Here is a 25,397-nt window from a genome sequence, read left to right as displayed (position 1 = left end):
AGGCGCGAAAAGAGTCGCAAGACCGTGACGGCGAGAGCTTACCCGGCCCCGGCCGGCACCAGCTTCCTGGAGGCCTTCCAGAGCTGACCATTGATGAAGTTGGGCGCGAGGCGGCGCATGAAGGCGAGCTGTCGGGACTGCCCCGGCAGGATCTCGACGGCGCCCGCCTTGAGGGACGCAAAGGAGAGCTTCACCAATTCAGCCACATTGATCAGGGTGAAGCCGTCGCCCTCCGGAAGGTCTGCCGTCATGTCGGTCTTCACCGCAGGCGGCAGGATTTCGATGACCTCCACGCCGGTTTCCTCCAGCTGGAACCGAAGCGACTGGGTGTAGGAATGGATCGCCGCCTTGGTCGCGCAATAGATCGGAATGCACGGCAGCGGCACGAAAGCGAGGGCGGACGAAATGTTGATCAGGGTGCCCCTGTTGGCGGTGAGGATATCGATGAACGCAGACGTCATGCGAACCACACCGCCGACATTGACGTTCATCTCCGCCATCAGCCCGGCGAGGTCGGATGACGGCGCCTTCAGGTTCTTGTAGTGGGAAATGCCGGCATTGTTCACCAGCACGTCGAGCCTGGGGAATTCCGCCTTTACGCGTGATGCAAGTGCTGCAATCTGCGCGGGGTCGGCGACATCACTCCTGATGGTGTGGAGACCAGGGTGCTTCGCCTTCACTTCGTCGAGCACCGCCTGGCGACGGCCGGTGACGATGACCTGGTTGCCGAGGCCGGCGAATTTGACGGCGAAGGCCAGGCCGATGCCGGCGGAGCCGCCGGTGATGAGAATGGTGCGACCGGTAAGTTTCATGTGGGTCCTCTGCTGATCGCTCGCGCCGGCGCCGCCGCAATGGCGAATGCGGCGCTGGTTGCGACGTTTCTGCAATAAGGACGTTTGACCGCTTCGGAAAGAGTCGCGGGTTTTGAAAAAAACCAGGCGGCGCTGGCCTAGTGACTTGTTTCCGCCGACGTCTCCTCGACCAGGCCGTAGACGCGCTCGGCTTTCGAAAAACCTGCGATCGGAAACTCGCCGAGATCGCTCCATCCGCCACGGCAGATCGAGGCAAAGCCTTCCGATGCCACTACCGTGCGCTGCAGACGGCTTGCGATCTTTTCCAGCCGCGCCGCGAGATTGACCGCCGGACCGATGCAGGTGAAGTCGAGCCGGCTGCCACCGCCGATATTGCCGAACAGGATCGGCCCGACATGCAGCGCCAGCCCGAACCGAAAGCGTTCGACGGTGTCGCCGATCGGATATTCCAATTCCGCGACGCTGACGCGGGATTCGTGCGCGGCTTCCAGCATGCGCGCACAGACGTGCTGGGCATCATCGACATATTCGTCGACCGGGAACACCGCGAGCAGCCCGTCGCCCATGTATTTCAGCACTTCGCCGCCATGCGTCCGGATCGAAGCGACCTGACAATCGAAGTAGAGGTTGAGGATATCGACCACGGTCTCCGACGGAAGCCGGTCGGACAGCGCGGTGAAGCCGCGCAGATCGGACAGCCAGATCCCGGCATTCATGGTCTCGGTATGGCCGCGGCGAATTTGTCCACCCATGATCCGCTCGCCGGCGCGGTTGCCGACATAGGTGTCGAGCAGGCCCGACGCGGTACGGGACAGCGTGACGATCTCGCTGATCCGCGCCAGCGGCGTTACGATCCGCCGCAGCGCCGCGAGCTGCGCGTCGGTGAAGCCGCCGGGTTGCTTGGTGGTCCAGCTCGACGCATGGATCGAGCCATCGATAAACAGCAGCGGCAACGCGATGTAATCGGTGACCCCTTCGGCACGCAGGTCGGCAATAATCGGAAAGCGGCTGCTGGCGGGATCGTCGACGCGGGCGCGGATCTCGATCCCTTGCTGAAACACGAGGGCCAGAGGACTGTTCTGGTAATCCGGCGACTCCAGGATATGGAAATCGACCGTGCCCATCTCGACCTCGGCGCCCGGCTTCCAGATGAAGTTGCGGCCGAAAATTTCGGGATGAAGCGTCCGGATGAAAAGGCCGACCCGCCACAGCGGCAGGCCCGCCGCGACAATCCGTTCACAGGTTTCGGCAAACATGTGGGTCGAGTTGGCCGCCGACCGTGCACCGTCGATCAGCCAATCCGCCAGGTCCTGGACATCCGATCCGTTCATGCCAGTAGCATGTGGACACAAGTTCCGCGTGCGTCAAGGCGGACAGTCGCTGCGTTTGGGCACCAACTGCCGGCGTGACCCGGCGGCCAAGCTGCGCTAGCCTGCCGGCAAAACAACCGGGAAACATCCATTGTACGACTTCATCATCGTTGGCGGCGGGTCGGCGGGCTCGGTCATGGCCCACAGACTCTCCGCAAAGAGTGCCAACAAGGTCCTGCTCTGCGAAGCCGGACAGGACACCCCACCGGGCAACGAGCCGGCCGAGATCAGGGATAGCTATCCGGGCACGGCCTATTTCGATCCGCGCTTCCACTGGACCGAACTCAAGGTCACGACCCAGGTCGTCAGCCATAACAATCCGAACGAAGCGCGGCCGCCGTTGCGCAAATACGAACAGGCACGCGTGCTCGGCGGCGGCTCGTCGATCAACGGCCAGATGGCCAACCGCGGCGCACCGACCGACTACGATGAATGGGAAGCGCGGGGCGCCACCGGCTGGAACTGGAACGGCGTACTGCCCTTTTTCAAGAAGGTCGAGCGCGACCTCGATTTCGACGGACCGTTCCACGGCAAGGATGGTCGGATCCCGGTCCGCCGGATTCCGCGGGAGCACTGGACACGGCATTCGCAGGCTTTCGCCGAGGCGTTCCAGCAAGCCGGCCATCAATTCGTGCCGGACCAGAATGGCGAGTTCGTCGACGGATTTTTCCCGGTAACGCACTCCAATCAGGCCGAGCAACGCGTCTCGGCCGCGATGGGCTATCTCGACCGCGACACGCGCAAGCGCGCCAACCTCACGATCTCGACCAATACGCAGGTCAAGGAGCTGCTGTTCGAAGGCACGCGGTGCGTCGGCGTCAAGGCCGTGGTCGACGGGCGGGAGCAGGAATTCCGCGGCCACGAGATCATTCTCTCCAGTGGCGCCATCCATTCGCCGGCGCATCTGTTGCGCGCCGGGATCGGCCCGGTCGGTCACCTCAAGGATATGGGCATCCCCGTCGTGATGGGCTTGCCCGGCGTCGGCCAGCGCCTGATGGATCATCCGTCGATTTCGCTGTCATCCTTTATCCGCCGCGGCGCGCGCATGAATGAGCATACCAGACGCCACTTGCAGCTCGGCTTGCGCTATTCGTCCGGGCTGCCTGATGTGCCGAAGGGCGACATGTTCGTTGTCGTGCTCAGCAAATCGGCCTGGCACGCGGTCGGCGCGCAAATCGGCTCGCTGCTGACCTTCGTCAACAAGACCTATTCCGAAACCGGGCAGATCAAACTCGCCTCGCGCGATCCCACATCCGAACCGATCGTCGAATTCAACCTGCTGTCCGACCGGCGCGACCTCGAGCGCCTGATGAGCGGTTTCCGCAAGATGGCGGCCGTGCAGATGAGCGATGCGGTCAAGGCGGTGACGGACAAGCCGTTCCCGGCGGCGTATACCGACCGCGTGCGCAAGATCGGCGTGGTCAATACCAAGAACAGGATTCTGACCAACATCGCCGCTGTCATGATGGACGGGCCGGCGGCGCTGCGCCACTACATGATCGACAATTTCGTGGTCGAAGGTTTTACGTTCGATGACGTGATGAACGACGACGAGGCGCTGGAAACCTTCGTGCGCAAGGGGACGATCGGCGTGTGGCACGCCTCGTGCTCATGCCGCATGGGCCGGGCCGACGATCCGATGGCGGTGGTCGACACCCAGGGCCGCGTCAAGGGCATGCAGGGCCTGCGGGTGGTCGACGCCTCGATCTTTCCGGTGGTGCCATGCGCCAACACCAACTTCCCGGTCCTGATGGCGGCGGAAAAGATCGCAGACGCCATGCAATGAGCGAGGCTGGACGTCTTGAGGCGTTCTACCCGCCCACCTGACCGCGATGGCGCAGCAAATGGTCCGCCAGCACGCAGGCCATCATGGCCTCGCCGACCGGCACCGCGCGGATGCCGACGCAGGGGTCGTGGCGGCCCTTGGTCATGATGTCGGTGTCATGGCCGGTGCGATCCACGGTCTGGCGCGGCGACAGGATCGACGAGGTCGGCTTCACCGCAAAGCGCACCACCACCGGCTGGCCGGTCGAGATGCCGCCGAGCACGCCGCCGGCATGGTTGGACAGAAACCGCGTGCCGTTATTGCCGGTGCGCATCTCGTCGGCGTTTTCCTCGCCCGACAATTCGGCGGCACCGAAGCCGGCGCCGATCTCGACGCCTTTGACCGCATTGATGCTCATCATCGCCGCCGCGAGCTCGCCGTCGAGCTTGGCATAGATCGGCGCGCCCAATCCGGGCGGCACGCCGTCGGCGACCACTTCGATGACGGCGCCGATCGAGGAGCCGCTCTTGCGGATGCCGTCGAGATATTGCTCGAAGAACGCGGCCTTATCCTTGTCCGGGCAATTGAACGGATTGCGCGCGATCTCGTCCCAATCCCATTTCTCGCGATCGATCTTGTGCGGGCCCATCTGCACCAGCGCGCCGCGCACTTTTACATCTGGCAGGATTTTTCGCGCGATGGCGCCGGCCGCGACGCGGGTCGCAGTTTCGCGCGCCGACGAACGGCCGCCGCCGCGATAATCGCGCAGGCCGTATTTGGCTTCATACGTAAAGTCGGCGTGACCGGGGCGAAACTTGTCCTTGATCTCGGAATAGTCCTTGGAGCGCTGATCGGTGTTCTCGATCAGAAGCGCGATCGGCGTCCCCGTCGTCACCTGCACGCCGGTCTCGGGATGCGCCATCACGCCGGACAGGATCTTCACCTGGTCCGGCTCCTGGCGCTGGGTGGTGAAGCGCGACTGGCCGGGACGGCGGCGATCGAGATCGATCTGGATGTCCTCGTTGGTCAAGGAGATCAGCGGCGGACAGCCGTCGACCACGCAGCCAATCGCGATCCCGTGGCTCTCGCCGAAGGTCGTGACCCGGAACATGTGGCCGAAGGTGTTGAAGGACATGAGGCTTCGTGTGCTCGTCTGTGCAAACAGTCAGCGTTTTGCGGTGTATGTCAACGTGACGGGTGCTTGGTAACGCGGGTGACTTGCGGGGTCAAACCTCAAGCCAGTCATTCCGGGATGGTGCGTTAGCACCAGACCCGGAATCTCGAGATTCCGGGTTCGCCCTTCGGGCGCCCCGGAATGACGGCGGCTGGATTAACTATACTTCTGCAATCCGCCGTCGCGGAACACGTAGACGGCGCCCTGCTCGATGGTCAGGTCGGCGGCGCTGAGCGGCGTTTCGATGCCGAGCGCCACCATCAGCGCCCGCGCGGTGCCGCCATGCGCCACCGCGACCGTATCGTCCCGCAGCGAGGCATACCAATCCTGCATCCGGGCCTGGACCTCGACATAGCTCTCGCCGCCGGGCGGCGATACCGTCCATTTCTCGGTCTGGCGCTTCGCGTACAGATTGGGGTCCTCGACCTGCATCTCGGGCAGGGTCGCCCCCTCCCATTGGCCGTAGCCGATCTCGCGCAGCCGGTCGTCGAGCGCATAACCGGCCGGCGGCAGTTTCAGTTCGCCGCGCACCAGCTCCATCGTGGTGCGGGCGCGGATCAAGGGACTGGCGACGAAGGCCAGCGATGATGGTTCTCGGCCGTCGCGCGCGAACAGGTCGAGGAGAATATTGCCGGCCTGGACCGCCTGCCTGTGGCCGAGGTCGTTGAGCGGAATGTCCTGCACGCCCTGCAGCCGGCCCAGCGCGTTCCACGACGTCTCACCGTGGCGGATGTAGTAGATGACGGGCGCGGGCATCGGACGTGCAGCACTTCCTTGATCAGCGAAACGTCCGGCGCTTCCGCAACGCTTGCCGACGATGTGGTAGCCGGAATTCCGGCGGTGTGGAGGTACACCAGCACTCTCGTGGGGTACAGCCCAAATCCGCCCCGGATTAATGCTGCTTTGCGCGCGCAGCGATCACCGGAATAGACGCGTCGATTGGGTGTTATGCTGAGTAAGGCGTTCGCGCCGGACCAAGCTATCGATATGATGACGTCTAACGATCTGGAAGCTATGACCGCGTTTCGCCAAAGTGTCGAAGCCATGATACCGGCGCTCCGCCGCTATGCACGCGCGCTCGCGCGCGATGCCGACATCGCCGACGATCTGGTGCAGGATACGCTGGTGCGTGCGTTGCGTTCGGAACGGCTGTTTCTCGGCGGCGACGTCAGGAGCTGGCTCTATACGATCCTGACCAACCTCAACAAGAACCGGCGGCGATCGCTGGCGCGGCGGCCGCAGTTCATGCCGCTGCTCGACAACAACCCGGACGCCAGCGGCACCGAGGCCGAGGGCCGCGATATCGCCCGCGCGCTGGCGACGCTGGTGGAAGAGCAGCGCTCGGTATTGCTGCTGGTGATGCTGGAAGGATTGAGCTACCGCGAGGTCGCCGACATCCAGGGCGTGCCGATCGGCACCGTAATGTCCCGGCTGGCGCGGGCACGGGCACATGTGAAAGCTTCGCTCGAAGGCGAGCGCACGGCGCTGCGTCGGGTGAAATGATGGCTAGCGTTATGCATAGACAGATTTCGAAACAAATCTCGACTTGGAATAGACGGCCTCAGGAATAGACCGACAAGAACTAGACGGACACTGCGCCAAAGACATTTGAATAGACCGACCTTGGAATAGGCAGAGACGACGACAATGACCGAGCCCAACATTCCCGTCACCGAAGACGAGCTGCATGCTTACGTCGACAACGAGCTGCCGGCGGAACGCCGCGGCGACGTCGAGGCGTGGCTCGCGGCGCATCCCGACGATGCCGCGCGGGTGCAGTCATGGCGCGCGATGGCGGAGGCGCTGCATGCGCGTTACGACGCGGTCGCCGACGAGGCGGTGCCGAAGCGGCTTGAGATCGAGCGGCTGGTGCAGCAGCCGCGCCGATGGATGTATGGCGCGATTGCCGCGACGCTGGCGGCGTTCATCATCGGCGGCGGCACCGGCTGGGTGGCGCGCGGCGCTGCCGCAGCACCCTCGGCGTTCCAGAATTTCACCGTCGATGCGCTCGATGCGCACCGGCTTTATGTGGTGGAAGTCCGCCATCCCGTCGAAGTGCCCGGCAGCGAAATCACCCATCTGCAGCAATGGCTGACCAAGCGCTGCGGCTGGGATGTGCGCGCACCGGAACTTGCGGCGGCTGGACTGAAGCTGGTCGGCGGCCGGCTGTTGCCGGGCCCGACCGGACCGGCGTCCTTCCTGATGTATGAGAGCGCGTCGGGCGAGCGCTTCACGATCTACACCGCGAAGTCGGAAGCCGAGGCGACGCAGATGCGATATGCGGCGCAAGGCAGCGAGAGCGCATTGTTCTGGGCCGATCGCGGCGTCGGCTATGTCGTGAGCGGTGGCAACGACCGCGGACGCCTGACCCAAATCGCCCAGGCGGTTTACGACCAGATGGAAAAAAGCGGCGGCTGAGCGGAGCTGCTGCAGCGCGGTAGCCGGGACCAAGAAAAGCGGCGGCTGGGCGCTTTTTTCGTTCTGACGCGCTTTCTTCACGCGAACCGGCGCCCACTTCGCTCGAAAACGCTACCCAGGGCCCGCTGTCCCAATTCGGACACCGAAAATCTGGAATCAAGTCATGGGCGCGTCTCATTATCGCACCGGGTACTCACGAAAAAATGAGTAGCGCTCGATCCGCCGATCGGCGCAAGCGGCCTCGATCGGGGTTTGGTACCGCGCTGGTCCCCCTTTCGAGGCCGCCCCTCATTTCCTGAAACACCTTGTTTTTCAGGAAATGATCGTATTTTTCAGAGATATTTTTTGGGAAGGACCTGCCGGGGACTCCGCTGTGAACCTGGGTCTTTTTCGGCGCGCGAATCACCCTCCGCTTAGCCGAAATCGCTGCGCGGATGGTACGGGTGGCCGTCACGCCATTTTTCCATCAATGCCTCAAGCTCACGATCGTTCCCGTCGGGGAGGATAATTTTGGTGGTGACGAACAGATCGCCGACAGCCCCCGCCTTCGGCAGGCCCTTGCCCTTGAGGCGGAAGGTGCGGCCGCTCGAGGTATTCTTCGGGATCGACAGTTCGACCGCGCTGCCGAGCGTCGGCACGCGGACCTTGCCGCCAAGCACGGCTTCATAGAGCGTAATCGGTAGATCGACCCGCAAATCGCTGCCGTCGACCTTGAAGAACGGATGCGGCGCGATGCTGATCGTGATCAGGAGATCGCCGGGCGGATGGCCGGGGGCGGTCTCGCCCTGGCCCTTCAGCCGGATCTGCTGACCCGGGGTGACGCCGGCGGGAATTTTGACATTAAGCTCCCTGCCGGTCGGAAGCCGGACGCGCTTCTCGCCGCCCTTGACCGATTCTTCCAGCGACACCGACATGGCGACGTTGAGATCGAGATCGACGCCGATCCCGCCGGTATCGAATTCAAAGGTCCTGCTGCCGCCGCCGCGCCCGCCCCGGGCCGCCGCGCCGCCGAACATGCTGTTGAGGATATCCTCGAAGCCTGCGCCGCCCATGCCGCCGGGACCGGCGCCGCCACCGGTCCGGAAGGTGTGGGACTGGAAGCCGCCGGGCCCGCCGGCGCGGCTGCGCGGGTCGCCGCCGGGAAAGCCCTGAAAGCGGGGCTTGCCCTCGGCGTCGATTTCGCCGCGATCGAACTGCTTTCGCTTGTCCTCGTCGCCGATGATCTCGTTGGCCGTATTCAACTCGGAAAAACGGTCCGCGGCCTTCGGGTCGTTCTTGTTGCTGTCCGGGTGATGCTTCTTGGCGAGCTTGCGGTAGGCACTCTTGATCGCCGCAGCGCTGGCGCCCCGCGGCACCCCCAAGATCTCATAGGGGTCGCGCATACGTCAGGTCTCCTTCAGGAATTCGGTTTCGCGAAGCTTAGGGCAAAATGCCGGCTTTGGCTTCATCTGGGGAGCCAGTTGCATTTTTGCAACGGGTTAGCCCCGCCTCCAGGGTCTGAGTGTGTGAATTTCCCACCGACCCTGGCTGGCCTTGCAGGCGGCGCCCTGCAGCCAGCTTTCGGTGCGTCCGTTGACATAGCTCGCCAGGAAATCCCGGCAGGTCCGGCCATCCTCGGCGGCATAGGACTGGGCGAGCGGCGTCACCGACCCCCGCGCCCCGGTTTCCGGGTTTTCCCAGGGCTGGCTGGAATCCTTGTCGCCCTTGGTCAGGACGTCGGAGGCGGCAGTGCGGGCAAACGCCAGATCGCTCTCGGTCGGGGTCGGCGGCGTAGCCGGGCCGATCGATCCCGTGACTTCGCTGTCGTCGTACTTGGCGAGCGTCTGGTCCGACCGGTTCAGGCTGCAGCCGCTCGAGCCGAGGCCGACCAAAATCAGTGTCACCATCGCGCTCGCCGGCTTGATCGCCGATAGGCCAACGCGTCCCCATGTCCTATATAGGGCGAACCTATACCGGGGCGATGGCGCGCTCTGGGACGCGAACGGACGCAACTGGAACTCCTGACATGACGGACACAACCTCCATCAAACACCCGACACCGTTAACATCGGGTGATTTTACCGCCGCCGAGGAACCGTTGGCGCTGTTCGGCGAGTGGTTTGCGGAAGCGGTGAAGTCGGAGCCGAACGATCCCAACGCGATGTCGCTCGCAACCGTCGATGCCGACGGCCTGCCCGACGTGCGAATGGTGCTGATGAAAGGCTATGACGCGGACGGTTTCGTATTCTACAGCCACATCGCCAGCCAGAAAGGCCGCGAACTCGCCGCAAATCCTAAGGCCGCTTTACTTTTTCACTGGAAGTCGCTGCGCCGTCAGGTCCGCATCCGCGGCAATGTGACGCCGGTAACTTCAGAAGAGGCCGACGCCTATTTCGCGACCCGGCCGAAGCAGGCGCAGATCGGCGCCTGGGCCAGCAAACAGTCGCAGCCACTGGAAAGCCGCTTTGCATTCGAGCAGGCGATCGCGCTGTTCGCCGCCAAGCACATCATCGGCGAGGTGCCGCGGCCGCCGGGCTGGAGCGGCTGGCGCATCATGCCGTCGCGTTTCGAATTCTGGCACGACCGTCCGTTCCGCCTGCACGACCGCATCGAGTTTCGCCGTGATGCGCCTGATCAGGCATGGTCCAAGGTGCGGATGTATCCCTGATGGTAAGCTCGTCCAACCACGGCCCCCGACGCACGATGCTCCTGACCGGGGCCAGCCGCGGCATCGGCCATGCCACCGTGATCCGCTTCTCCTCCGCCGGCTGGCGCGTCATCACCTGCTCGCGGCATCCGTTTCCGGAAAACTGCCCGTGGGATGCTGGCCCTGAGGATCACGTCCAGGTCGACCTTGCCAACCATGCCGACACCACGCGGGCAATCTCGGAAATCCGCGATCGCCTCGAAGGCGGCGCGCTGCATGCGCTGGTCAACAACGCCGCGATTTCGCCGAAGGCTCCGGGCGGCGGACGCATGGGCACCATGGACACCGACATCGACACCTGGAGCCACGTATTTCAGGTGAACTTCTTCGCACCGATCATGATGGCGCGCGGGCTGATCGAGGAATTGAAGGCCGCCAGGGGGTCGGTCGTCAACGTCACCTCGATCGCCGGCTCCCGCGTCCACCCGTTCGCGGGCGTGGCCTATGCGACCTCGAAGGCGGCGCTGGCTTCACTGACACGGGAAATGGCGTCGGATTTCGGGCGGGTCGGCGTCCGCGTCAATTCGATCGCGCCGGGCGAGATCGATACCTCGATCCTGTCACCGGGCACCGAAAAGATCGTCGAGGAAGATATCCCGCTGCACCGGCTCGGCACGCCCGACGAAGTGGCGAAGATCATCTACGTGCTCTGTACCGAAACCAGTTCCTATGTGAACGGCGCAGAAATCCACATCAACGGCGGCCAGCACGTTTAGGTGCGGGCACCGCGTTCGAAGCAATATCAGATCAACCCACGCAAAATCTGCGCGGCCTGCCAGCGCAGGGTGGTGTCGTCGACCCTGAACGTGGCGGAGCACTCGTCCTCGTTCTCGCCGTCGGCCAGAACAGCGCCGCAATGCCGGCAAAGCCGTGCCGAAATCGCCTGCGCCCGTACTGCCGCGCGCCCCTGTTGATAGCGCGCCAGATCGATGACGTTACGGGGTGACGTTAGAGTTTTCTCAACCATTGTATCCTCACGGCCTGAAGCACTCTTATCGCAGACAAGTTTCGATCAATCGTTCAGCGCACCGCTCAAATTTTAGTAGTGGAATTGAGGCGGGATTCGTATGTCGGGAAAGCCGGGAACCGCGGCCTGTTCCTTTGTTTAACGCGTTTTCTTTACGCAGATAAGTCTACGCAATCTGCGTAAACTTGATTGCTACGCCGGTGCCCACCCACGGATCACGTCCGAGGGCATGCTTCGCTTGAAAACGCTCTAGAGCCACTTCTTCCACTTGAAAATGAAGTACGGCACGATCGCCGCGGCGACCATCAGCACCAGGGCGTAGGGATAGCCGTGCACCCATTCGAGTTCCGGCATCGCCTTGAAGTTCATGCCGTAGATCGAGGCGATCAGCGTCGGCGGCATCAAGACCACCGCCATCACCGAGAACAGCTTGATGATGTTGTTCTGCTCGAGATTGACGACGCCGAGCATCGCATCCAGCACGAAGGTGATCTTGTTGGAAAGATAGGAGGCGTGGTCGGTCAGGGAAGCGACGTCGCGCTGCATGGTCTTGAGCTGCTCGCGCATGTCCTTGGACCATTTGACCCCTTCCATGACAGCCGACAGGAAGGTGACGACGCGGCCGATCGAGACCAGGCTTTCGCGGACTTTCGAGGTCAAATCGCCCTTGCGGCCGATCGCCTGCAGGATCTGCGAATACTGCTTGGCGTGGCCGTGGCGCTCCTCTTCGGGTTCGAAGATGTCGTGCGAGACCTGGTCGACATCGGCGCCGACGCGCTCGAGAATGTCGGCGCAGCGGTCGATCACCGCATCCAGCAGCTCCATCAACACCATTTCGCCGGTGATGCCGGCCGCGCAGGATCGCGCCAGCTTGTTCTCGACCAGCGCAAACGGCTTCGGTTCATCGTAACGCACGGTGACCAGGCGATGGCCGGTGAGAATGAAGGTGACGGCCGTGGTGCGCGGCATATCGGTGTCGGAATGGCACATCAGCGTCGCGGTCATGTAGCGCGCGCCGTTCTCGATATAGAGCCGGCTGGAAATCTCGATTTCCTGCATGTCCTCCCGGGTCGGGACCGCAATCCCGGCCAGTCGCTCCACCGCGTGGTCCTCCGACGCCGTCGGCTTCACCAGATCGATCCAGACCGCGGCCTCCGGCAGGGCCGCCGGGTCGGCGACCTCAGCCTTCTTGAGGGAGGTTTCCGAGGGGACGTACACCGAGAACATGGGCAACTCCGGAACAGGGCACAGACCGTACCCAGCGGCACTAAACGCGATTCTGACAAGCGCTTCATGACTGGCATATTAACCGCCGGTCCACATTTGTGGCGGTGGGGTGGCGGTAGCGTGGCCCTGATTCGGCACCAGCGCCACCCCTGCCCAAGAATCGACCCCAAACCGCAAAACTTGCGGCATAAAAGCCACAGCCAGCCTCCCGCAGCGCCGAACGGCTACGCAAGCACTGGAATAATTGCCGGTTTTTGTCGATAATGAGATTAATGGAATCGTCGCGTTTGAGGCGCAGATTTGCCGCCGCGAACGCAGAGCTTTCGATTGGAAGTAAACATGTCGTCGCTGAAAGCTACATTGGGTATCCTTGCGGCCAGTCTGATGTTGTCAGGCTGCATCCAGGGCGCGACCTACGAAGCGACCAACACCCAGAATTTCAAGCCGCGCGACAAGGAACTGCTGGCCAAGGTTTCCTACGTGAAGACCCCGGTTCCGGAGGCCTTCCGCCGCGCGATCGTCGACTATCACCGCAAGGAAGCGCCGGGCTCGATCGTGGTCGATTCCGACAACCACTATCTCTATCTGGTTCAGGCCAACGGCAAGGCGATCCGCTACGGCATCACCGTCGGCGAAGAAGCCATGGCGTGGTCGGGCATTGCCAAGATTGGCAGCAAGACCGAGTGGCCGCCGTGGCATCCGACGCCGGGCGAGATTTCGCGTCTCGGTGTGCCGAAGTTCGTTGCACCCGGACCGGACAATCCGATGGGTTCGCGCGCGCTCTATCTCTACTCGGGCGGCAAGGACACACTGTTCCGTATTCACGGCACCAACCAGCCGGAATATATCGGCGCTTCGATTTCGTCGGGCTGCATCCGCATGACCAACGAGGACGTGATCGACCTCTATGACCGCGTCGGCCTCAATACGGTCGTCGTGGTGCTGGAGCCGAAGCACGGCGACTCCCCTTTCAACTCGGCGCTGGCCCTACAGGGCGGCGGCGCTAACGTCCAGTAAGCCCTGTACGTTTAGGCAAGATCAAAAGCGCCGGTTTTACCGGCGCTTTTTTGTTGCAGGCTTTTTTGTTGCCGGCTTGGCCGCGGGCTCCGGTTCGGCCTCGTCCGATTTCTCGGCTTCCGCCGGTGCGGCGGCTTCAGGCGTTGCTCCGTCAGACTTGGCTCCATCAGACTTGACTCCATCAGACTTGGCACCGTCAGATTTGGCGGCGACCTCACGCGGCGGCGCGTCGTCGGGGCGCACCGCAGGCAACAGCGGCGCTACCTGCGGCAGCGGGTCCAGCACGTCCCACTGACAGATCCGGTAATTGTTGCGCCGTTCCATCAGGTCGAGGTGGATGTGATCTTCATGATACCAGTCCGAACCGGGGCCGAGCACCGTGGTGAATCGCGCGCAGACCGAATGCAGCACGGTCTCGCGTACCTCGCGCGGCACCGTGCGGTCGGTCAGCGCGATCGAGCGGCCATTGGCGAGCTTGAGCGCGCGCACGTCGAGCGCGTTGGCACGGCCATGTTCGGACAGTCTTGCGCCGACGATCCGGTTGCGGCCGCGGCATTCGAACGAGTCGAAATTGTCGAGATCGGAAATCGTGCTGCCGAGGCTGACCGCGAGCGGCGCGATGTCTTTGCGAATCCAGTCGGCCAGTTCCGAGGCCATGGCGCAACGCAGGATCGCCGCGGGCTTCACCGATACACGCCGCGCGTCCGGCAGCACGATCGCCTCGAGCCGCACTAGATCCTCGCCGCCGCAGCCGCCGGCACCATGGATATCGAGAATGCTGGGGGCGATGGCGATCGCCTCCGTCAGCGCCTGCCGGCAGGCCGAGGCTTGCGGCGCTGGCGGAGGTGCAGGCGGGGACGCGGGTGCGGCCTGCTCGGCGGGCTTGCCGGCCTGGGGTGGCTGCGGCTCGGCCGCAGGGCCCGTCCCCGTCTCCGCCGCCGGAGCATCGGCCGGACGCGGCTTCGGCAGCGGCACTACCGCGCGGCGTACGCTGCCCCTCGGCTTGGGCGGGTCACCGAACAGATCGCCCCACGGCGCCGGGCGGAAGCCCCTCGCGGCGTGAACCGGGCCTGCCGGCGCACCAAGCAGAAGCAGCACCGCGGCAACGGTAACCATTGCCGCTCGTGTGCGGCCAAAGGCGCCATTAACCCATTTTCGGCTTGCTTTCTCCGCGCTACAGTTCATGTCAATTCCATGATCTCACGCCAAACCACCAGAACTTTGGCGGGATCATGCGGGAGCGAATAACCATCGGGAGGGACGTGCGTATGCTCGGATTGATGCAAGACTGGCCTTTGCTTTGCCACCGGATTATCGAACACGCGGCGAAGTATCACGGCACGCAGGAAGTCGTTACGCGGTCGGTCGAAGGTCCCATTCATCGCACCAATTACGCCGAAATTCATGCCCGCGCCCTGAAAGTCTCGCAACGGCTCGAACGCGACGGCATCAAGCTCGGCGACCGCGTCGCCACCATCGCCTGGAACACCTGGCGCCACCTCGAAGTCTGGTACGGCATCATGGGAATCGGCGCGATCTGCCATACCGTCAATCCCCGTCTGTTCCCCGAGCAGATCGCCTGGATCATCAACCATGCGCAGGACCGCGTGGTGATGGTCGATATCACCTTCGTGCCGGTGCTGGAAAAGATCGCCGCCAGCCTGCCGAGCGTCGAGCGCTACATCGTACTCACCGACAAGGCCCATATGCCGCAGACCACGCTGAAGAACGCGGTCGCCTATGAGGACTGGATTGCGGAAGCCGACGGCAAGTTCCAGTGGAAGAATTTCGACGAAAATACCGCCGCCGCGATGTGCTACACCTCGGGCACCACGGGCGATCCCAAGGGCGTGCTGTATTCGCACCGCTCCAACGTGATTCACGCGCTGCTGGCCAATTCAAAGGATGCGCTGGGCACCTCGGCCGCCGACGTCATGCTGCCGGTGGTTCCGCTGTTCCACGCCAATTCCTGGGGCATCGCGTTCTCCGCACCCTCGATGGGCACCAAGCTGGTCATGCCCGGCCCGAAGCTCGACGGCGCCTCGGTCTATGAACTCTTGGACACCGAGAAGGTCACCTATACCGCTGGCGTTCCGACCGTCTGGCTGATGCTGCTCAATCATATGGCCGCCGGCAACCTGAAACTGCCGCATCTGCGCATGGTGGTGTGCGGCGGCTCGGCGATGCCGCGCTCGATGATCAAATCCTTTGTTGATATGGGCGTCGAGGTCCGCCACGCCTGGGGCATGACCGAGATGAGCCCGCTCGGCACCCTCGCCACGCTGAAGCCGCCCTTCGACCAACTCGATGGTGAAGCACGGCTCGATATCCTGCAGACGCAGGGCTACCCGCCCTACGGCGTCCAGATGAAGATCACCGACGATGCCGGCAAGGAGCTGCCGTGGGACGGCAAGACCTTCGGCCGGCTCAAGGTCTCCGGCCCCGCGATCGCAAAAGCCTATTTCCGCGTCGATACCGACATCCTCGACGATGAAGGCTATTTCGACACCGGCGACGTCGCGACCATCGACGCCCACGGCTACATGCGGATCACCGACCGCTCCAAGGACGTCATCAAGTCCGGCGGCGAGTGGATTTCGTCGATCGACCTGGAAAACCTCGCCGTCGGCCACCCCGCGGTGGCGGAAGCGGCGGTGATCGGCATCCATCATCCGAAATGGGACGAGCGCCCGCTTCTGATCGTCCAGCTCAAGGCCGGCCAGAAGGCCTCGCGCGAGGACATCCTGAAATACATGGATGGCAAGATCGCGAAATGGTGGATGCCCGACGACGTCGCCTTCGTCGACGGCATTCCGCACACCGCGACCGGCAAGATCCTCAAGACCGCACTGCGCGACCAGTTCAAGACCTACAGCTTCCCGAACGCGGCGGCGTGAGCGACGACCCGGGGGGCGTGCCACAAGCAAGCTCCCCGAACACGGATGCACATTACAGCTCGGCGCACCGATAGCCGGACTCCGGACGGCTGAAAAACATCCGCTGTTCCGTGACGATGAGAACCAGCTGGCTGCGGTCGCGCATGCCGCTGCAAACGCTTTTGGCGACCGCCTTGAACACGCGGGTTTCCGAATACGGCGTCACGTTGAGATCTTCCATCGCCCAGCGTTGTATGTTCAGGACGTTGGTATCGGGCGATGTGTGGACCAGCCGCGACCTGATCGCGGGGGCAAGCGAGGCTGCTCCGATGTCGCTGAGGTAGATCTGCGCCTCCGTGAGATTGCCGGAATAGAGCGCCGATGACAGGTACGAATCCCACAGGTTGAAAAAGCTCAGCAAGGGAAGCAGCGCAAACAGCATGATCGCGGCCAGAAGGGAGGGTTCTCGCCTGGTTGCGGCCTTGCGCCACGAAAAATCCGAGGCCTGCGAAAACAACAGGACGTCGAAAGCCGCCATTGTCGCGGTCCACGGCCATATCACGTCGTTCCAGTTCAGGCCCGCGGGCCCGAACATGGCCAGGATAAACAGATGCATGCAGACGGCCGACCACAGCGAGACGCGGCGGTAGCGCTGCGTCAGCAGACCAATGCCGAATGCGACCTGTATGAACGGCACCACGAATCCGAACGCCCCCAACACGCCGCTGGCGGACGGGAGCAAGCCGCTGATCGGAGAGACGATCCACGGAAAATCATTCTCCATGAAGTTCAGGTTGATCTTCTGGAGCCCGGAAAAGACGTAGGTGAGAGCGACGATCAGCCGGGCGATGTCGAGCACGCGCGCCTGATCGCCCTGCCCGGAGCCGGCCCGCGGACAGAGCGCAACGATCGCCAGCAAAAAACCGTACTGAAAGACCCAGGGCTGCCATCGCGTCTGGTCGGTGAGGCAGAACACGGCAATGATCGCAAGAAAGCCCGCGACGCACCACCGGGGTCTCGGCAGGACGACGGCGAGAGCCGCCAGCAGGAAGAGACAGCCATACAGGCCTGCCGCCACCACGCCCTCGATCGGCGGCAACAGCGACGAGACCGGCACCACCGGATAGGAGCGCGGCCCGATCCAGAGCGCCGGGCACATCAGCAAACCCGCGCAAAAGGCCACGATGACGGTCGTCTTCAGCAGGAACAGCCGGTCGACGGGGCGCCGCAGCAGATTCCGCCATCCTGTGCGGTGCTCGATCTCGCTTCCCTGCCCCCGCATCCGTCCTACCCGTCCCCAAGCCTGCGTATCAGCCAATTCATTTGTGGCGCATCTTGGCGCACAGGTTCGAATTGACCCCTGCGAAACGCCCGGTACGGTCAAGGGCAAGGCCTGTTCCGGTACAGGATAAAGCACTTTCCAGCGCCGCGGAAAATGCGCTAGGTCAGCCTTGATCCCGTCGCCCGGCGGCCCCCAGGTCCGGCCCCAAGTCCGGCGACCAAATCGGTGATGGAACACGAAGGATGGCCCGCAGGTTTTCCGCTCCCTACCAGTCGGAGCCCGTGTCCGGTCTCGCTACCTGGTCGCGCAACCTCGCACTGTTCGCCATCATCGCGGTCGTGGTCTCGATCCTGATCGTCCGCTTCGGTTTCCTCGAAATGAAGCCGGCGCTGGCAACGTTCTTCGGCGCCCTGGCGCTGGCGGGCCTATCCATTCTGCTCGGCCTCGCCGCCTTTGCCGCGATCTGGCAGAACGGCTCGCGCGGCATGAGCCGGATCCTGCTGGCGCTTGTGATCGACGCGGTCATTCTGGCCTACCCGGCCTATCTCGGCCTGCAATACCGCAAGCTGCCGCCAATCCACGACATCACCACCGATCCGATCGATCCGCCGCGTTTCGAGGCGCTGGCGCGGCTGCGCAGCGGCGAAGGCGCCAATTCCGCGGTGTATGCCGGCCTCTATTCGGCCGAGCAGCAGCGGCTGGCCTATCCGGATATCGAGACCGTCGAGCTCGAGGTGCCGCCGCAACGCGCCTATGACGTCACGCTTGCGCTGGTCACCAAGCGCAAATGGCTTGTGATCGACGAACGGCCGCCGCTGCCGCCCCGCCGCATCGGCCGCATCGAGGCGGTGGCGCGCACGCCGATCATGGGTTTTCGCGAGGACGTCTCGATCCGCATCACCCCTGACGGCGAGGATTCGCGCGTCGATATCCGCTCCTCGTCGCGCTATTTCGAGAGCGATCTCGGCAGCAACGCCGCGCGTGTCAGCAAGCTGATCGACGACATCAATACGGCGGCCGAGGCGGCTGCGCTGAAGCCGGTGAAGAAGACGCCCGCGCCAACGCCGAAGGCGCCGGCCAAGACGGTGAAGAAGTGACGCAAGTCATTCCGGGATGCGCGTAGCGCAGACCCGGAATCTCGCGCGGCAATCTCGGGATTCCCCGATGCGCAATTGCGCATCTGAGGTTCGATGCTTTCGCATCGCCCCGGAATGACAAGCAAGTCACGCCATCCGGTACGTTCCGCCGATCACCGGATCGCCGTCGGTGGCAACGATACCGCGCCCGACCAGATCTTCCAGATGCGCCAGCACGGAATAGCCGGCGGCGGTGGTCAGCCGCGGGTCAAGGCCGATATAGATCGCGCGCACCATGGTCGGAATGTCGGCATCACCCTTGGCGAGACGGTGCAGGATCGAGGCCTCGCGGGCCTTGCGGTGCCTCGTCAGGAAGCGGACGTAACGCGGCCCTTCCGGAATTTCCGGTCCGTGCCCTGAGAAATACAGATCTTCCGCGCGCCGCTCCAGGCGTTCCAGCGAGGCCATGTAGTCGATCATCGATCCGTCCGGCGGCGCCACGATCGAGGTCGACCAGCCCATGACGTGGTCGCCGACGAAATTGATCTTCCGCTCCGGCCAGGCAAACGCCAGGTGATTGGCGGTGTGGCCGGGCGTCGCCACCGCTTCGAGCGCCCACCCCTGACCTTCGATGGTGTCGCCGTTCTTGACCTCGATATCCGGCCGAAAGTCGCGGTCGGCGCCGGATTCCGGATTGTGCTTCTCGCTTTCGAAGCGCGGCCGCGAGGCGCGATGCGGCCCCTCGGCATAGACAGGCGCGCCGGTGGCGGCCTTGATCCGCGCGGTGTTCGGCGAGTGGTCGCGATGGGTATGGGTGACCAGAATATGCGTCACGGTCTCGCCGCGCACCGCATCCAGCAGCGCCTTCGCATGGGCCTCGTCGTCGGGACCGGGATCGATGATCGCGACCTTGCCCTGGCCCACGATGTAACTGACCGTGCCGGTGAAGGTGAAGGGGCTCGGATTGTTGCAGAGCACCCGCCGCACCCCGGGGCGCGCTTCATCGACCACACCAGGTTTCAGCGGGAAGTCGCGGTTGAACGGGATGTCGTCGTTGTCGGCCATGGGAATTCCTATCAGCGGCGACGCGCAGGCCGCGAAACAACCTCGATCGTCATACCCCGCGAAAGCGGGGTATCCAGTAGACGCAGGCATTCGAGATGAAACGATAGACCTCTGGAATACTGGATCGTCCGCTTTCGCGGACGATGACAGTGTGTGGTGCGGCCACGACCGGGGCTCACGGAGGAGCAGCTTTTACGAAAACGCCTGAATGCCGGTGATCGCCCGGCCCAGGATCAGGGCGTGGACGTCGTGGGTGCCTTCATAGGTGTTCACGGTTTCCAAATTCGCGGTGTGGCGCATTACGTGATATTCGATCTGGATGCCGTTGCCGCCGTGCATGTCGCGCGACACCCGCGCGATGTCGAGCGACTTGCCGCAATTGTTGCGCTTGACGATCGAGATCATCTCCGGGGCCATCTTGCCCTCGTCCATCAGGCGGCCAACACGCAATGAGGCCTGCAGGCCGAGCGCGATTTCGGTCTCCATGTCGGCGAGCTTCTTCTGCACCAGTTGGGTTGCCGCCAGCGGGCGGCCGAACTGCTTGCGGTCGAGCGTGTACTGGCGGGCGCGGTGCATGCAGTCCTCGGCGGCGCCGAGCACGCCCCAGGAAATGCCGTAGCGGGCGCGGTTGAGGCAGCCGAACGGGCCCTTCAGGCCGGACACGTTGGGCAGCAGCGCGCTCTCCGGCACCACCACGCCGTCCATCACGATCTCGCCGGTGATGGAGGCCCGCAGCGACAGCTTGCCGCCGATCTTCGGCGCCGACAGGCCCTTCATGCCCTTCTCGAGGATGAAGCCGCGGATCTGGTTGTCATGCGCCGCCGATTTCGCCCAGACGACGAACACGTCGGCGATCGGGGCGTTGGAGATCCACATCTTGCTGCCGGTCAGCTTGTAGCCATCCGACACCTTTTCGGCGCGGGTCTTCATGCCGTTGGGATCGGAACCGGCGTCCGGCTCGGTCAGGCCGAAGCAGCCGACCCACTCGCCGGTGGCGAGTTTCGGCAGGTACTTCTTGCGCTGGGTTTCGTCGCCATAGGCGTAGATCGGATACATCACCAGCGACGACTGCACCGAATTCATCGAGCGATAGCCGGAATCGACGCGCTCGATCTCCCGGGCCACCAGGCCATAGGCGACGTAGCTCGCATTGGCGCAGCCATATTCTTCCGGCAGCGTGATGCCGATCAGGCCGAGCTCGCCCATCTCGTTGAAGATCTCGCGGTCGGTCTTCTCTTCAAGGTAGGCCTTGGTGATGCGCGGCATCAGCTTGTCCTGCGCATACGCGCGCGCGGTGTCGCGGATCATGCGCTCGTCTTCGGTGAGCTGCTCGTCGAGCAGGAACGGATCGTCCCACTGGAAACCGGCGGCAGTCGGCTTGTCCTTGGTCTGAGGGCGCACGCTCATGAAAATCCCTTTCGCATCTTCGTTTGCGGAATTGGCCGCCAAACTAAAGGTCTATGGGCGGAATCGCAAATCTTTCCCGTCGTCATTCCCCGGTGCGCGATTGCGCACCTGAGGGCGCGAAGCGAACCTCAGGGGTGCAATTGCACCCCTGAGGTCTGGTGCTAACGCACCATCTCGGAATGACAGCGTTCAACCTTCCAGCTTCTCGTTGGAGGTGATCTCGATGCCGAAACCGGACAGTCCCTTGTAGTCGTGTACCGAGGACGTCAAATGCCGGATCGAGGTAATGCCGAGATCGCGCAGGATCTGCGCGCCGACGCCGACTTCACGCCATTGCCGGTTGCGATCGGCTTCGGCCGATTTCTGCTCGCCGACCGGCTCGACCGGAACCCCGGCGGCGCCATCGCGCAGGTAAACCAGCACGCCGCGGCCGGCCTGCTTGAAGTGGTTGAGCACGACCTGCATCCGGGCCTGCCCCGTGAAGAGGTCCTTAACGATGTTGGGCTTGTGTAGCCGCGTCAGGACGTTCTTGCCGTCGCCGATGCCGTTATAGACGAACGCGGCATGCGCGATCTCGTCGAACGGCGAGCGGTAGGCATATCCCTGCAGCGGCCCGATCGGGCTTTCCGTCGTGAAGGTCGCGACCCGCTCGATCAGCTTCTCGCGCGCCTGGCGATAGGCGATCATGTCAGCGATTGTGACGTGCTTGAGCTTGTTGACGGCGGCGAATTGGGCAACCTGCTCGCCCTTCATCACGGTGCCGTCGTCGTTCATCAACTCGCTGATGACGCCGACCGGCGGCAGGCCGGAGAGCTTGCAGAGATCGACCGCGGCTTCGGTATGGCCCGAGCGCAAAAGCACACCGCCGTCGCGGGCGATCAGCGGAAAGATGTGGCCGGGCCGGGCAAAATCATTGGCGCCGGCATTCGGATTGGCGAGCGCGCGGCAGCAGGACGCGCGTTCGTCCGCGGAGATGCCGGTGCCGCCATCCGGCTTGTAATCGATCGAGACCGTGAAGGCGGTGGTGTGGTTTGAATCGTTGTGCGCCACCATCGGATCGAGCCGCAGCCGGCGGGCGTCGTCCTGGGTGATCGGCGCACAGACGATGCCTGAGGTGTGACGGATGATGAACGCCATCTTCTCGGCGGTGCAGAGCGAGGCGGCGACGATCAAGTCGCCCTCGCCCTCCCGGTCTTCGTCATCGGTGACCACGACGAGTTCGCCGTTGGCAAAAGCTTGCAGAACTTCCTGGATCGTATCGGGCATTTTCTTGAGGTCTCGCTTGGTGCAGGGAGTGCATTAGCCGGACTCTAAGGCCCGCGCCAGCGACAAAAAGGCCTACGCCAGCGCCAATACGCAGGGCAGGAAGTCGCGGATAAGGGCTGGCGGCAAGGACATGCTGCGACAGGGCCGGACAGGAAAAATCATTGACGAGGTCCTGTCCCAATCGCCATGGTCCCAGCCATAAAAACAAGAAGCAGGCGTCGGGTCGAAACATGATGCGTTTTCAAACGAATTTCCGTCTGATGGCATGGGCCGGTATCGCTTTGCTGGCAGCCGTCGCGGCACTATCGCCGCCCTCCCACGCCGCCGACGAGTGGCCGACCTGGGACATCACTTTCTACGTCCCCTACGCGCCGGGCGGCTCCACCGACCCGATCAGCCGCAAATATGCCGAGCTGCTGGAGAAGCAACTCAAGGTCAAGGTGATCGTCGAGAACAAGCCGGGCGCGTCCGCCACGATCGGCACCGGCGCGGTGATCCGCGCCACCCCTGACGGCTACACCATCGGACTCGGCTCCAGCCGCCGCGCGGCGTTTGCCGACGCGATGGCGCAGGAAAGCAGTCTGTAGGCCTACGGCAGCACCTCGCGACGCTCGCTGAGCAGCGCATCGGTCTCCGCGCGCCGGTCCTCCAGCAAGCCCGCCTGGGCGGCCTCGATCACCTTGTACAACTGGTGGGCATCGCTGAGCCGCGTCACCGTGACGTAATCGGCGCCGGCCTCGTAGAGATCGTTGACGTCGGACAACAACTCCGCGGTTGCGACGATTTTGGCGGTCGGGTTGAGCGAACGGACGTGCCGGACCAGTTTTTCGTTGTCGGCGCCCTTCAACAGCGAGTTCGGGATGCTGAGGATGATCAGTTCGGACCTGGCTACGCCGGCATGCAGCAAGGTATCGACGTTGCTGATATCGCCATAGACCACATGCATGCCGCGGTCCGTCAATGTCCGGAACACGACCGGATTGAAGTCGATCACCGTGATCTGCTCGAGGACGGCTGGATTGCGAATCTCGATCTCGCTCAACAGCGCACTGGCGGCGCGGAAGAATCCAAGGATGACGATCCGCCGCGCCTCGCCGTGTCCCCCCTGATGTCCGGCATCGGCGTCGTGGCCGTCGTCGAGATCGCGCAGCCCGATCCGTTTCAACGGACCGATCAGGCCGCGCGTGACCTGATCGCTGCGCGCCATCACGAACGTGCTCAACACCGCCAGCAGCACGAAGGCAAACGATGCCGCACTCGACGTCGCGGTCGAGATATGGTTGGCGGCCACGCCGGTCTGGATCACGACCAGCGAGAACTCCGATATCTGCGCCAGGTTGATCGCCGGCAGCAGGCTGGCGCGCAGACCCTGCTTCATCAGGTACAGCGGCGTGAACGTCGTCACCACGCGGCTGACCACCGTGAAAGCGGCGATCAATAGCGCCATCCCGATCACGGACAGTCCGGGAATGGGAATGGTCATGCCGAGCGCAACAAAGAACAGCGTGATGAAGAAATCGCGCAGCGTCGTCACCTTGGCGGTAACGTCGAGCGCATAGGGAAAGGTAGACAATGAGACGCCCGCCACCAGCGAGCCCATTTCGCGCGACAGATGCAGCCGTTCGGCGATCTCGCCGATCAGGAAGCACCAGGCCAGCGCGCCCAGCAGAATCAGTTCCGGCCGGCGCGCGATCTGGTGGAACAGCCGCGGCAGCACATAGCGGCTCAGCACCAGCGCAGTCGCCACCAGCACCCCGACCCGGCCGATCGACAGCAGGATCACGCTTACCTGCAGATTGTCGAGGCTCGGCTGCACCGCCAGGAACAGAATCGCAAAGATGTCCTGCAGCACCAGCACGCCGAGCGTGATGCGCCCTGGCAGGGTATCGAGCTCGCGCTTCTCGTACAGCACCTTGACGATGATGACCGTAGAGGACAGCGCGCAGGCGACGCAGAGATACAGCGCATCGAAATGGCCGCTCCCCATCGACAACCCGATCCCAAGGAAGAACAGCATCCCGAGCAGGCAGCCGCCGATCAACTGTCCGCCCGCGGCAAACAGGATGACCTTGCCGGCGCGCACGATCTTTTTGAGGTCGATTTCGAGCCCGATCATGAACAGCATGAAGATCAGGCCGAGTTCGGAAATGACGCTGATCGATTCCTGGGACTTGACCCAGCCCATGCCGAATGGACCAATGAAAAACCCGGCGATAAGGTAGGCCAGGATCAGCGGCTGCCGGGAAAAATGGGCCAGCAGGCCGAGCACCCAGGCGAACAGGATGCATAAGGTGATATCGCCAATGAGTTCGTGCATAATTCCGGACTTTTCCTGCCCGCAACCTAGAGGTCCCCGCGCCGGGATCAAACGAGCAATGTGTCACATCCGCGCAGCGGGCTTTATTCTCGCGATTTTGGCCACCCTGTCGATCCATACCTCGACCGCCCGAGCCGAGGCTGCGGGCTCGGTCGAGCAAAATTTCGCTGGTTCCCTCACCGCTTTGCCGGCGGAAAATCTCTCCGTTTCCGGAGCATTTTACGTGCCGGTCTATTCCAGCGTATCGATGAGCGCGGGCCGGCTGCGGGGCGACTTTTCGGTGACGCTGAGCATTCACAACGCGTCGGAGACCAGGCCGCTGGTGCTGAAGCGAGTGGCCTATTTCGACACATCCGGGAAAATGGTGGAAAGCTACCTCAAGACGCCGGTGGCGCTAAAACCGTTCTCGACCATCGAGGTCTTCATTGCCGCGACCGATGTGCGCGGCGGCACCGGAGCCAATTTCGTGGTCGACTGGGCGGCCACCAGCGAGATCGCCGAACCCGCGGTCGAGGCGCTGATGGTCGGCAGCGTCGGCCCCGGGCATTATGCCTTCATCAGCCAGGGGCGCCCGATCAAGCTGGTCGGCAAGAACTAGTCTGCAAGAAACCTGAATGAGAACGAGCCGGAAGGCCGGAGCAACCGGCTTTCTCAACAAGAAACAAACGGGAG

At 63.4% G+C, this 25,397-nt stretch carries 24 protein-coding genes; 10 read left to right on the top strand and 14 right to left on the bottom strand.

Annotated elements, in window-relative coordinates; all coding sequences use genetic code 11:
- Positions 1 to 38: 38 nt before the first annotated feature.
- Positions 39 to 812, bottom strand: coding sequence for an SDR family oxidoreductase (locus BLS26_RS27470; protein WP_092515668.1), 774 nt, complete (start codon positions 810 to 812; stop codon positions 39 to 41).
- Positions 813 to 949: 137 nt separating this feature from the next.
- On the bottom strand, positions 950 to 2,143 hold the full coding sequence (locus tag BLS26_RS27465; RefSeq protein WP_092515667.1) for an adenylate/guanylate cyclase domain-containing protein: 1,194 nt from the start codon (positions 2,141 to 2,143) through the stop codon (positions 950 to 952).
- A gap of 130 nt (positions 2,144 to 2,273) precedes the next feature.
- Between BLS26_RS27465 and BLS26_RS27460 the strand changes: the two genes are divergently transcribed.
- Positions 2,274 to 3,968 (top strand): GMC family oxidoreductase, encoded by a 1,695-nt coding sequence (locus BLS26_RS27460; RefSeq protein WP_092515666.1) that lies wholly within the window; start codon positions 2,274 to 2,276, stop codon positions 3,966 to 3,968.
- A 25-nt stretch (positions 3,969 to 3,993) separates the two neighbouring features.
- Here the strand turns inward: BLS26_RS27460 and aroC are convergent, their stop codons facing one another.
- Together aroC and BLS26_RS27450 are read right to left on the bottom strand one after the other, a co-directional pair.
- Positions 3,994 to 5,082, bottom strand: coding sequence for a chorismate synthase (aroC, locus tag BLS26_RS27455; RefSeq protein ID WP_092515665.1), 1,089 nt, complete (start codon positions 5,080 to 5,082; stop codon positions 3,994 to 3,996).
- A gap of 195 nt (positions 5,083 to 5,277) precedes the next feature.
- On the bottom strand, positions 5,278 to 5,877 hold the full coding sequence (locus BLS26_RS27450; protein ID WP_092515664.1) for a histidine phosphatase family protein: 600 nt from the start codon (positions 5,875 to 5,877) through the stop codon (positions 5,278 to 5,280).
- Between the two features lie 258 nt (positions 5,878 to 6,135).
- Here BLS26_RS27450 and BLS26_RS27445 point away from each other — a divergent pair, with 258 nt between their 5' ends.
- Positions 6,136 to 6,624: an RNA polymerase sigma factor gene (locus BLS26_RS27445; protein WP_074280304.1), complete on the top strand. Its 489-nt coding sequence runs from the start codon at positions 6,136 to 6,138 to the stop codon at positions 6,622 to 6,624.
- A 144-nt stretch (positions 6,625 to 6,768) separates the two neighbouring features.
- Positions 6,769 to 7,539, top strand: a complete 771-nt coding sequence (locus tag BLS26_RS27440) for an anti-sigma factor (RefSeq protein ID WP_092515663.1) — start codon at positions 6,769 to 6,771, stop codon at positions 7,537 to 7,539.
- A 413-nt stretch (positions 7,540 to 7,952) separates the two neighbouring features.
- Here the strand turns inward: BLS26_RS27440 and BLS26_RS27435 are convergent, their stop codons facing one another.
- Both BLS26_RS27435 and BLS26_RS27430 read right to left on the bottom strand, forming a co-directional pair.
- The gene (locus BLS26_RS27435; RefSeq protein WP_092515662.1) at positions 7,953 to 8,921 is read right to left on the bottom strand and encodes a DnaJ C-terminal domain-containing protein; all 969 of its coding nucleotides are present in this window, start codon (positions 8,919 to 8,921) and stop codon (positions 7,953 to 7,955) included.
- A 96-nt stretch (positions 8,922 to 9,017) separates the two neighbouring features.
- Entirely contained in the window at positions 9,018 to 9,425 is a 408-nt protein-coding gene (locus tag BLS26_RS27430; protein ID WP_244541702.1) for an RT0821/Lpp0805 family surface protein, read from the bottom strand.
- Positions 9,426 to 9,544: 119 nt separating this feature from the next.
- Here BLS26_RS27430 and pdxH point away from each other — a divergent pair, with 119 nt between their 5' ends.
- Together pdxH and BLS26_RS27420 are read left to right on the top strand one after the other, a co-directional pair.
- Positions 9,545 to 10,186, top strand: coding sequence for a pyridoxamine 5'-phosphate oxidase (gene pdxH / locus BLS26_RS27425; protein ID WP_092515661.1), 642 nt, complete (start codon positions 9,545 to 9,547; stop codon positions 10,184 to 10,186).
- Positions 10,186 to 10,941 (top strand): SDR family NAD(P)-dependent oxidoreductase, encoded by a 756-nt coding sequence (locus BLS26_RS27420; RefSeq protein WP_092515660.1) that lies wholly within the window; start codon positions 10,186 to 10,188, stop codon positions 10,939 to 10,941. The genes pdxH and BLS26_RS27420 overlap by 1 nt, the downstream gene beginning before the upstream one ends.
- 26 nt (positions 10,942 to 10,967) lie before the next feature.
- Here BLS26_RS27420 and BLS26_RS27415 read toward each other — a convergent pair whose 3' ends face one another.
- A complete protein-coding gene (locus tag BLS26_RS27415; RefSeq protein ID WP_092515659.1) occupies positions 10,968 to 11,192 on the bottom strand; it encodes a hypothetical protein in 225 nt (74 codons plus the stop codon).
- Between the two features lie 249 nt (positions 11,193 to 11,441).
- The gene (locus BLS26_RS27410; RefSeq protein WP_092515658.1) at positions 11,442 to 12,419 is read right to left on the bottom strand and encodes a magnesium transporter CorA family protein; all 978 of its coding nucleotides are present in this window, start codon (positions 12,417 to 12,419) and stop codon (positions 11,442 to 11,444) included.
- A gap of 339 nt (positions 12,420 to 12,758) precedes the next feature.
- On the opposite strand from BLS26_RS27410, the gene BLS26_RS27405 reads away from it, so the two are divergent.
- On the top strand, positions 12,759 to 13,436 hold the full coding sequence (locus BLS26_RS27405) for a L,D-transpeptidase (protein ID WP_092515657.1): 678 nt from the start codon (positions 12,759 to 12,761) through the stop codon (positions 13,434 to 13,436).
- Between the two features lie 36 nt (positions 13,437 to 13,472).
- Here BLS26_RS27405 and BLS26_RS27400 read toward each other — a convergent pair whose 3' ends face one another.
- Positions 13,473 to 14,621, bottom strand: coding sequence for an extensin family protein (locus BLS26_RS27400; protein WP_092515656.1), 1,149 nt, complete (start codon positions 14,619 to 14,621; stop codon positions 13,473 to 13,475).
- An 83-nt stretch (positions 14,622 to 14,704) separates the two neighbouring features.
- Here BLS26_RS27400 and BLS26_RS27395 point away from each other — a divergent pair, with 83 nt between their 5' ends.
- A complete protein-coding gene (locus BLS26_RS27395) occupies positions 14,705 to 16,333 on the top strand; it encodes a fatty-acid--CoA ligase (protein ID WP_092515655.1) in 1,629 nt (542 codons plus the stop codon).
- A 52-nt stretch (positions 16,334 to 16,385) separates the two neighbouring features.
- Here the strand turns inward: BLS26_RS27395 and BLS26_RS27390 are convergent, their stop codons facing one another.
- Positions 16,386 to 17,594: a hypothetical protein gene (locus BLS26_RS27390; protein WP_092515654.1), complete on the bottom strand. Its 1,209-nt coding sequence runs from the start codon at positions 17,592 to 17,594 to the stop codon at positions 16,386 to 16,388.
- A gap of 242 nt (positions 17,595 to 17,836) precedes the next feature.
- Here BLS26_RS27390 and BLS26_RS27385 point away from each other — a divergent pair, with 242 nt between their 5' ends.
- The gene (locus BLS26_RS27385; RefSeq protein ID WP_092515653.1) at positions 17,837 to 18,691 is read left to right on the top strand and encodes a DUF1499 domain-containing protein; all 855 of its coding nucleotides are present in this window, start codon (positions 17,837 to 17,839) and stop codon (positions 18,689 to 18,691) included.
- 126 nt (positions 18,692 to 18,817) lie between these two features.
- On the opposite strand, the gene BLS26_RS27380 is transcribed toward BLS26_RS27385, so the two are convergent.
- The 3 genes from BLS26_RS27380 to ribB all read right to left on the bottom strand — a co-directional run bounded on the left by BLS26_RS27380 (position 18,818) and on the right by ribB (position 22,408).
- The gene (locus BLS26_RS27380; RefSeq protein ID WP_092515652.1) at positions 18,818 to 19,735 is read right to left on the bottom strand and encodes an MBL fold metallo-hydrolase; all 918 of its coding nucleotides are present in this window, start codon (positions 19,733 to 19,735) and stop codon (positions 18,818 to 18,820) included.
- 192 nt (positions 19,736 to 19,927) lie between these two features.
- Positions 19,928 to 21,142 carry an acyl-CoA dehydrogenase gene (locus tag BLS26_RS27375; protein ID WP_092518666.1) on the bottom strand — a complete coding sequence of 405 codons (1,215 nt, stop codon included), beginning with the start codon at positions 21,140 to 21,142 and terminating at the stop codon, positions 19,928 to 19,930.
- Between the two features lie 189 nt (positions 21,143 to 21,331).
- The gene (gene ribB / locus BLS26_RS27370; RefSeq protein WP_092515651.1) at positions 21,332 to 22,408 is read right to left on the bottom strand and encodes a 3,4-dihydroxy-2-butanone-4-phosphate synthase; all 1,077 of its coding nucleotides are present in this window, start codon (positions 22,406 to 22,408) and stop codon (positions 21,332 to 21,334) included.
- Between the two features lie 230 nt (positions 22,409 to 22,638).
- On the opposite strand from ribB, the gene BLS26_RS27365 reads away from it, so the two are divergent.
- Positions 22,639 to 22,995, top strand: a complete 357-nt coding sequence (locus BLS26_RS27365) for a tripartite tricarboxylate transporter substrate binding protein (protein WP_197681280.1) — start codon at positions 22,639 to 22,641, stop codon at positions 22,993 to 22,995.
- 2 nt (positions 22,996 to 22,997) lie between these two features.
- On the opposite strand, the gene BLS26_RS27360 is transcribed toward BLS26_RS27365, so the two are convergent.
- The gene (locus BLS26_RS27360) at positions 22,998 to 24,725 is read right to left on the bottom strand and encodes a cation:proton antiporter (protein WP_092515650.1); all 1,728 of its coding nucleotides are present in this window, start codon (positions 24,723 to 24,725) and stop codon (positions 22,998 to 23,000) included.
- Between the two features lie 58 nt (positions 24,726 to 24,783).
- Here BLS26_RS27360 and BLS26_RS27355 point away from each other — a divergent pair, with 58 nt between their 5' ends.
- Complete coding sequence (locus BLS26_RS27355) at positions 24,784 to 25,323, top strand: DUF3124 domain-containing protein (RefSeq protein ID WP_092515649.1); 540 nt, start codon at positions 24,784 to 24,786, stop codon at positions 25,321 to 25,323.
- Positions 25,324 to 25,397: the final 74 nt, after the last annotated feature.

It is taken from the genome of Afipia sp. GAS231 (assembly GCF_900103365.1).
Taxonomy (GTDB): Bacteria; Pseudomonadota; Alphaproteobacteria; order Rhizobiales; family Xanthobacteraceae; genus Bradyrhizobium.
Note: the sequence above shows the minus strand (reverse complement) of the source record. Positions and strands in the feature narration are given on the sequence as shown.

Bases quoted from the DNA above. Each gene is read 5' to 3' on its own strand.
- BLS26_RS27470 (WP_092515668.1), bottom strand. From the start codon at position 812: ATGAAACTTACCGGTCGCACCATTCTCATCACCGGCGGCTCCGCCGGC.
- BLS26_RS27465 (WP_092515667.1), bottom strand. From the start codon at position 2,143: ATGAACGGATCGGATGTCCAGGACCTGGCGGATTGGCTGATCGACGGT.
- aroC (WP_092515665.1), bottom strand. From the start codon at position 5,082: ATGTCCTTCAACACCTTCGGCCACATGTTCCGGGTCACGACCTTCGGC.
- BLS26_RS27450 (WP_092515664.1), bottom strand. From the start codon at position 5,877: ATGCCCGCGCCCGTCATCTACTACATCCGCCACGGTGAGACGTCGTGG.
- BLS26_RS27445 (WP_074280304.1), top strand. From the start codon at position 6,136: ATGACCGCGTTTCGCCAAAGTGTCGAAGCCATGATACCGGCGCTCCGC.
- BLS26_RS27440 (WP_092515663.1), top strand. From the start codon at position 6,769: ATGACCGAGCCCAACATTCCCGTCACCGAAGACGAGCTGCATGCTTAC.
- BLS26_RS27435 (WP_092515662.1), bottom strand. From the start codon at position 8,921: ATGCGCGACCCCTATGAGATCTTGGGGGTGCCGCGGGGCGCCAGCGCT.
- BLS26_RS27430 (WP_244541702.1), bottom strand. From the start codon at position 9,425: ATGGTGACACTGATTTTGGTCGGCCTCGGCTCGAGCGGCTGCAGCCTG.
- pdxH (WP_092515661.1), top strand. From the start codon at position 9,545: ATGACGGACACAACCTCCATCAAACACCCGACACCGTTAACATCGGGT.
- BLS26_RS27420 (WP_092515660.1), top strand. From the start codon at position 10,186: ATGGTAAGCTCGTCCAACCACGGCCCCCGACGCACGATGCTCCTGACC.
- BLS26_RS27415 (WP_092515659.1), bottom strand. From the start codon at position 11,192: ATGGTTGAGAAAACTCTAACGTCACCCCGTAACGTCATCGATCTGGCG.
- BLS26_RS27410 (WP_092515658.1), bottom strand. From the start codon at position 12,419: ATGTTCTCGGTGTACGTCCCCTCGGAAACCTCCCTCAAGAAGGCTGAG.
- BLS26_RS27405 (WP_092515657.1), top strand. From the start codon at position 12,759: ATGTCGTCGCTGAAAGCTACATTGGGTATCCTTGCGGCCAGTCTGATG.
- BLS26_RS27400 (WP_092515656.1), bottom strand. From the start codon at position 14,621: ATGAACTGTAGCGCGGAGAAAGCAAGCCGAAAATGGGTTAATGGCGCC.
- BLS26_RS27395 (WP_092515655.1), top strand. From the start codon at position 14,705: ATGCTCGGATTGATGCAAGACTGGCCTTTGCTTTGCCACCGGATTATC.
- BLS26_RS27390 (WP_092515654.1), bottom strand. From the start codon at position 17,594: ATGCGGGGGCAGGGAAGCGAGATCGAGCACCGCACAGGATGGCGGAAT.
- BLS26_RS27385 (WP_092515653.1), top strand. From the start codon at position 17,837: ATGGCCCGCAGGTTTTCCGCTCCCTACCAGTCGGAGCCCGTGTCCGGT.
- BLS26_RS27380 (WP_092515652.1), bottom strand. From the start codon at position 19,735: ATGGCCGACAACGACGACATCCCGTTCAACCGCGACTTCCCGCTGAAA.
- BLS26_RS27375 (WP_092518666.1), bottom strand. From the start codon at position 21,142: ATGAGCGTGCGCCCTCAGACCAAGGACAAGCCGACTGCCGCCGGTTTC.
- ribB (WP_092515651.1), bottom strand. From the start codon at position 22,408: ATGCCCGATACGATCCAGGAAGTTCTGCAAGCTTTTGCCAACGGCGAA.
- BLS26_RS27365 (WP_197681280.1), top strand. From the start codon at position 22,639: ATGATGCGTTTTCAAACGAATTTCCGTCTGATGGCATGGGCCGGTATC.
- BLS26_RS27360 (WP_092515650.1), bottom strand. From the start codon at position 24,725: ATGCACGAACTCATTGGCGATATCACCTTATGCATCCTGTTCGCCTGG.
- BLS26_RS27355 (WP_092515649.1), top strand. From the start codon at position 24,784: ATGTGTCACATCCGCGCAGCGGGCTTTATTCTCGCGATTTTGGCCACC.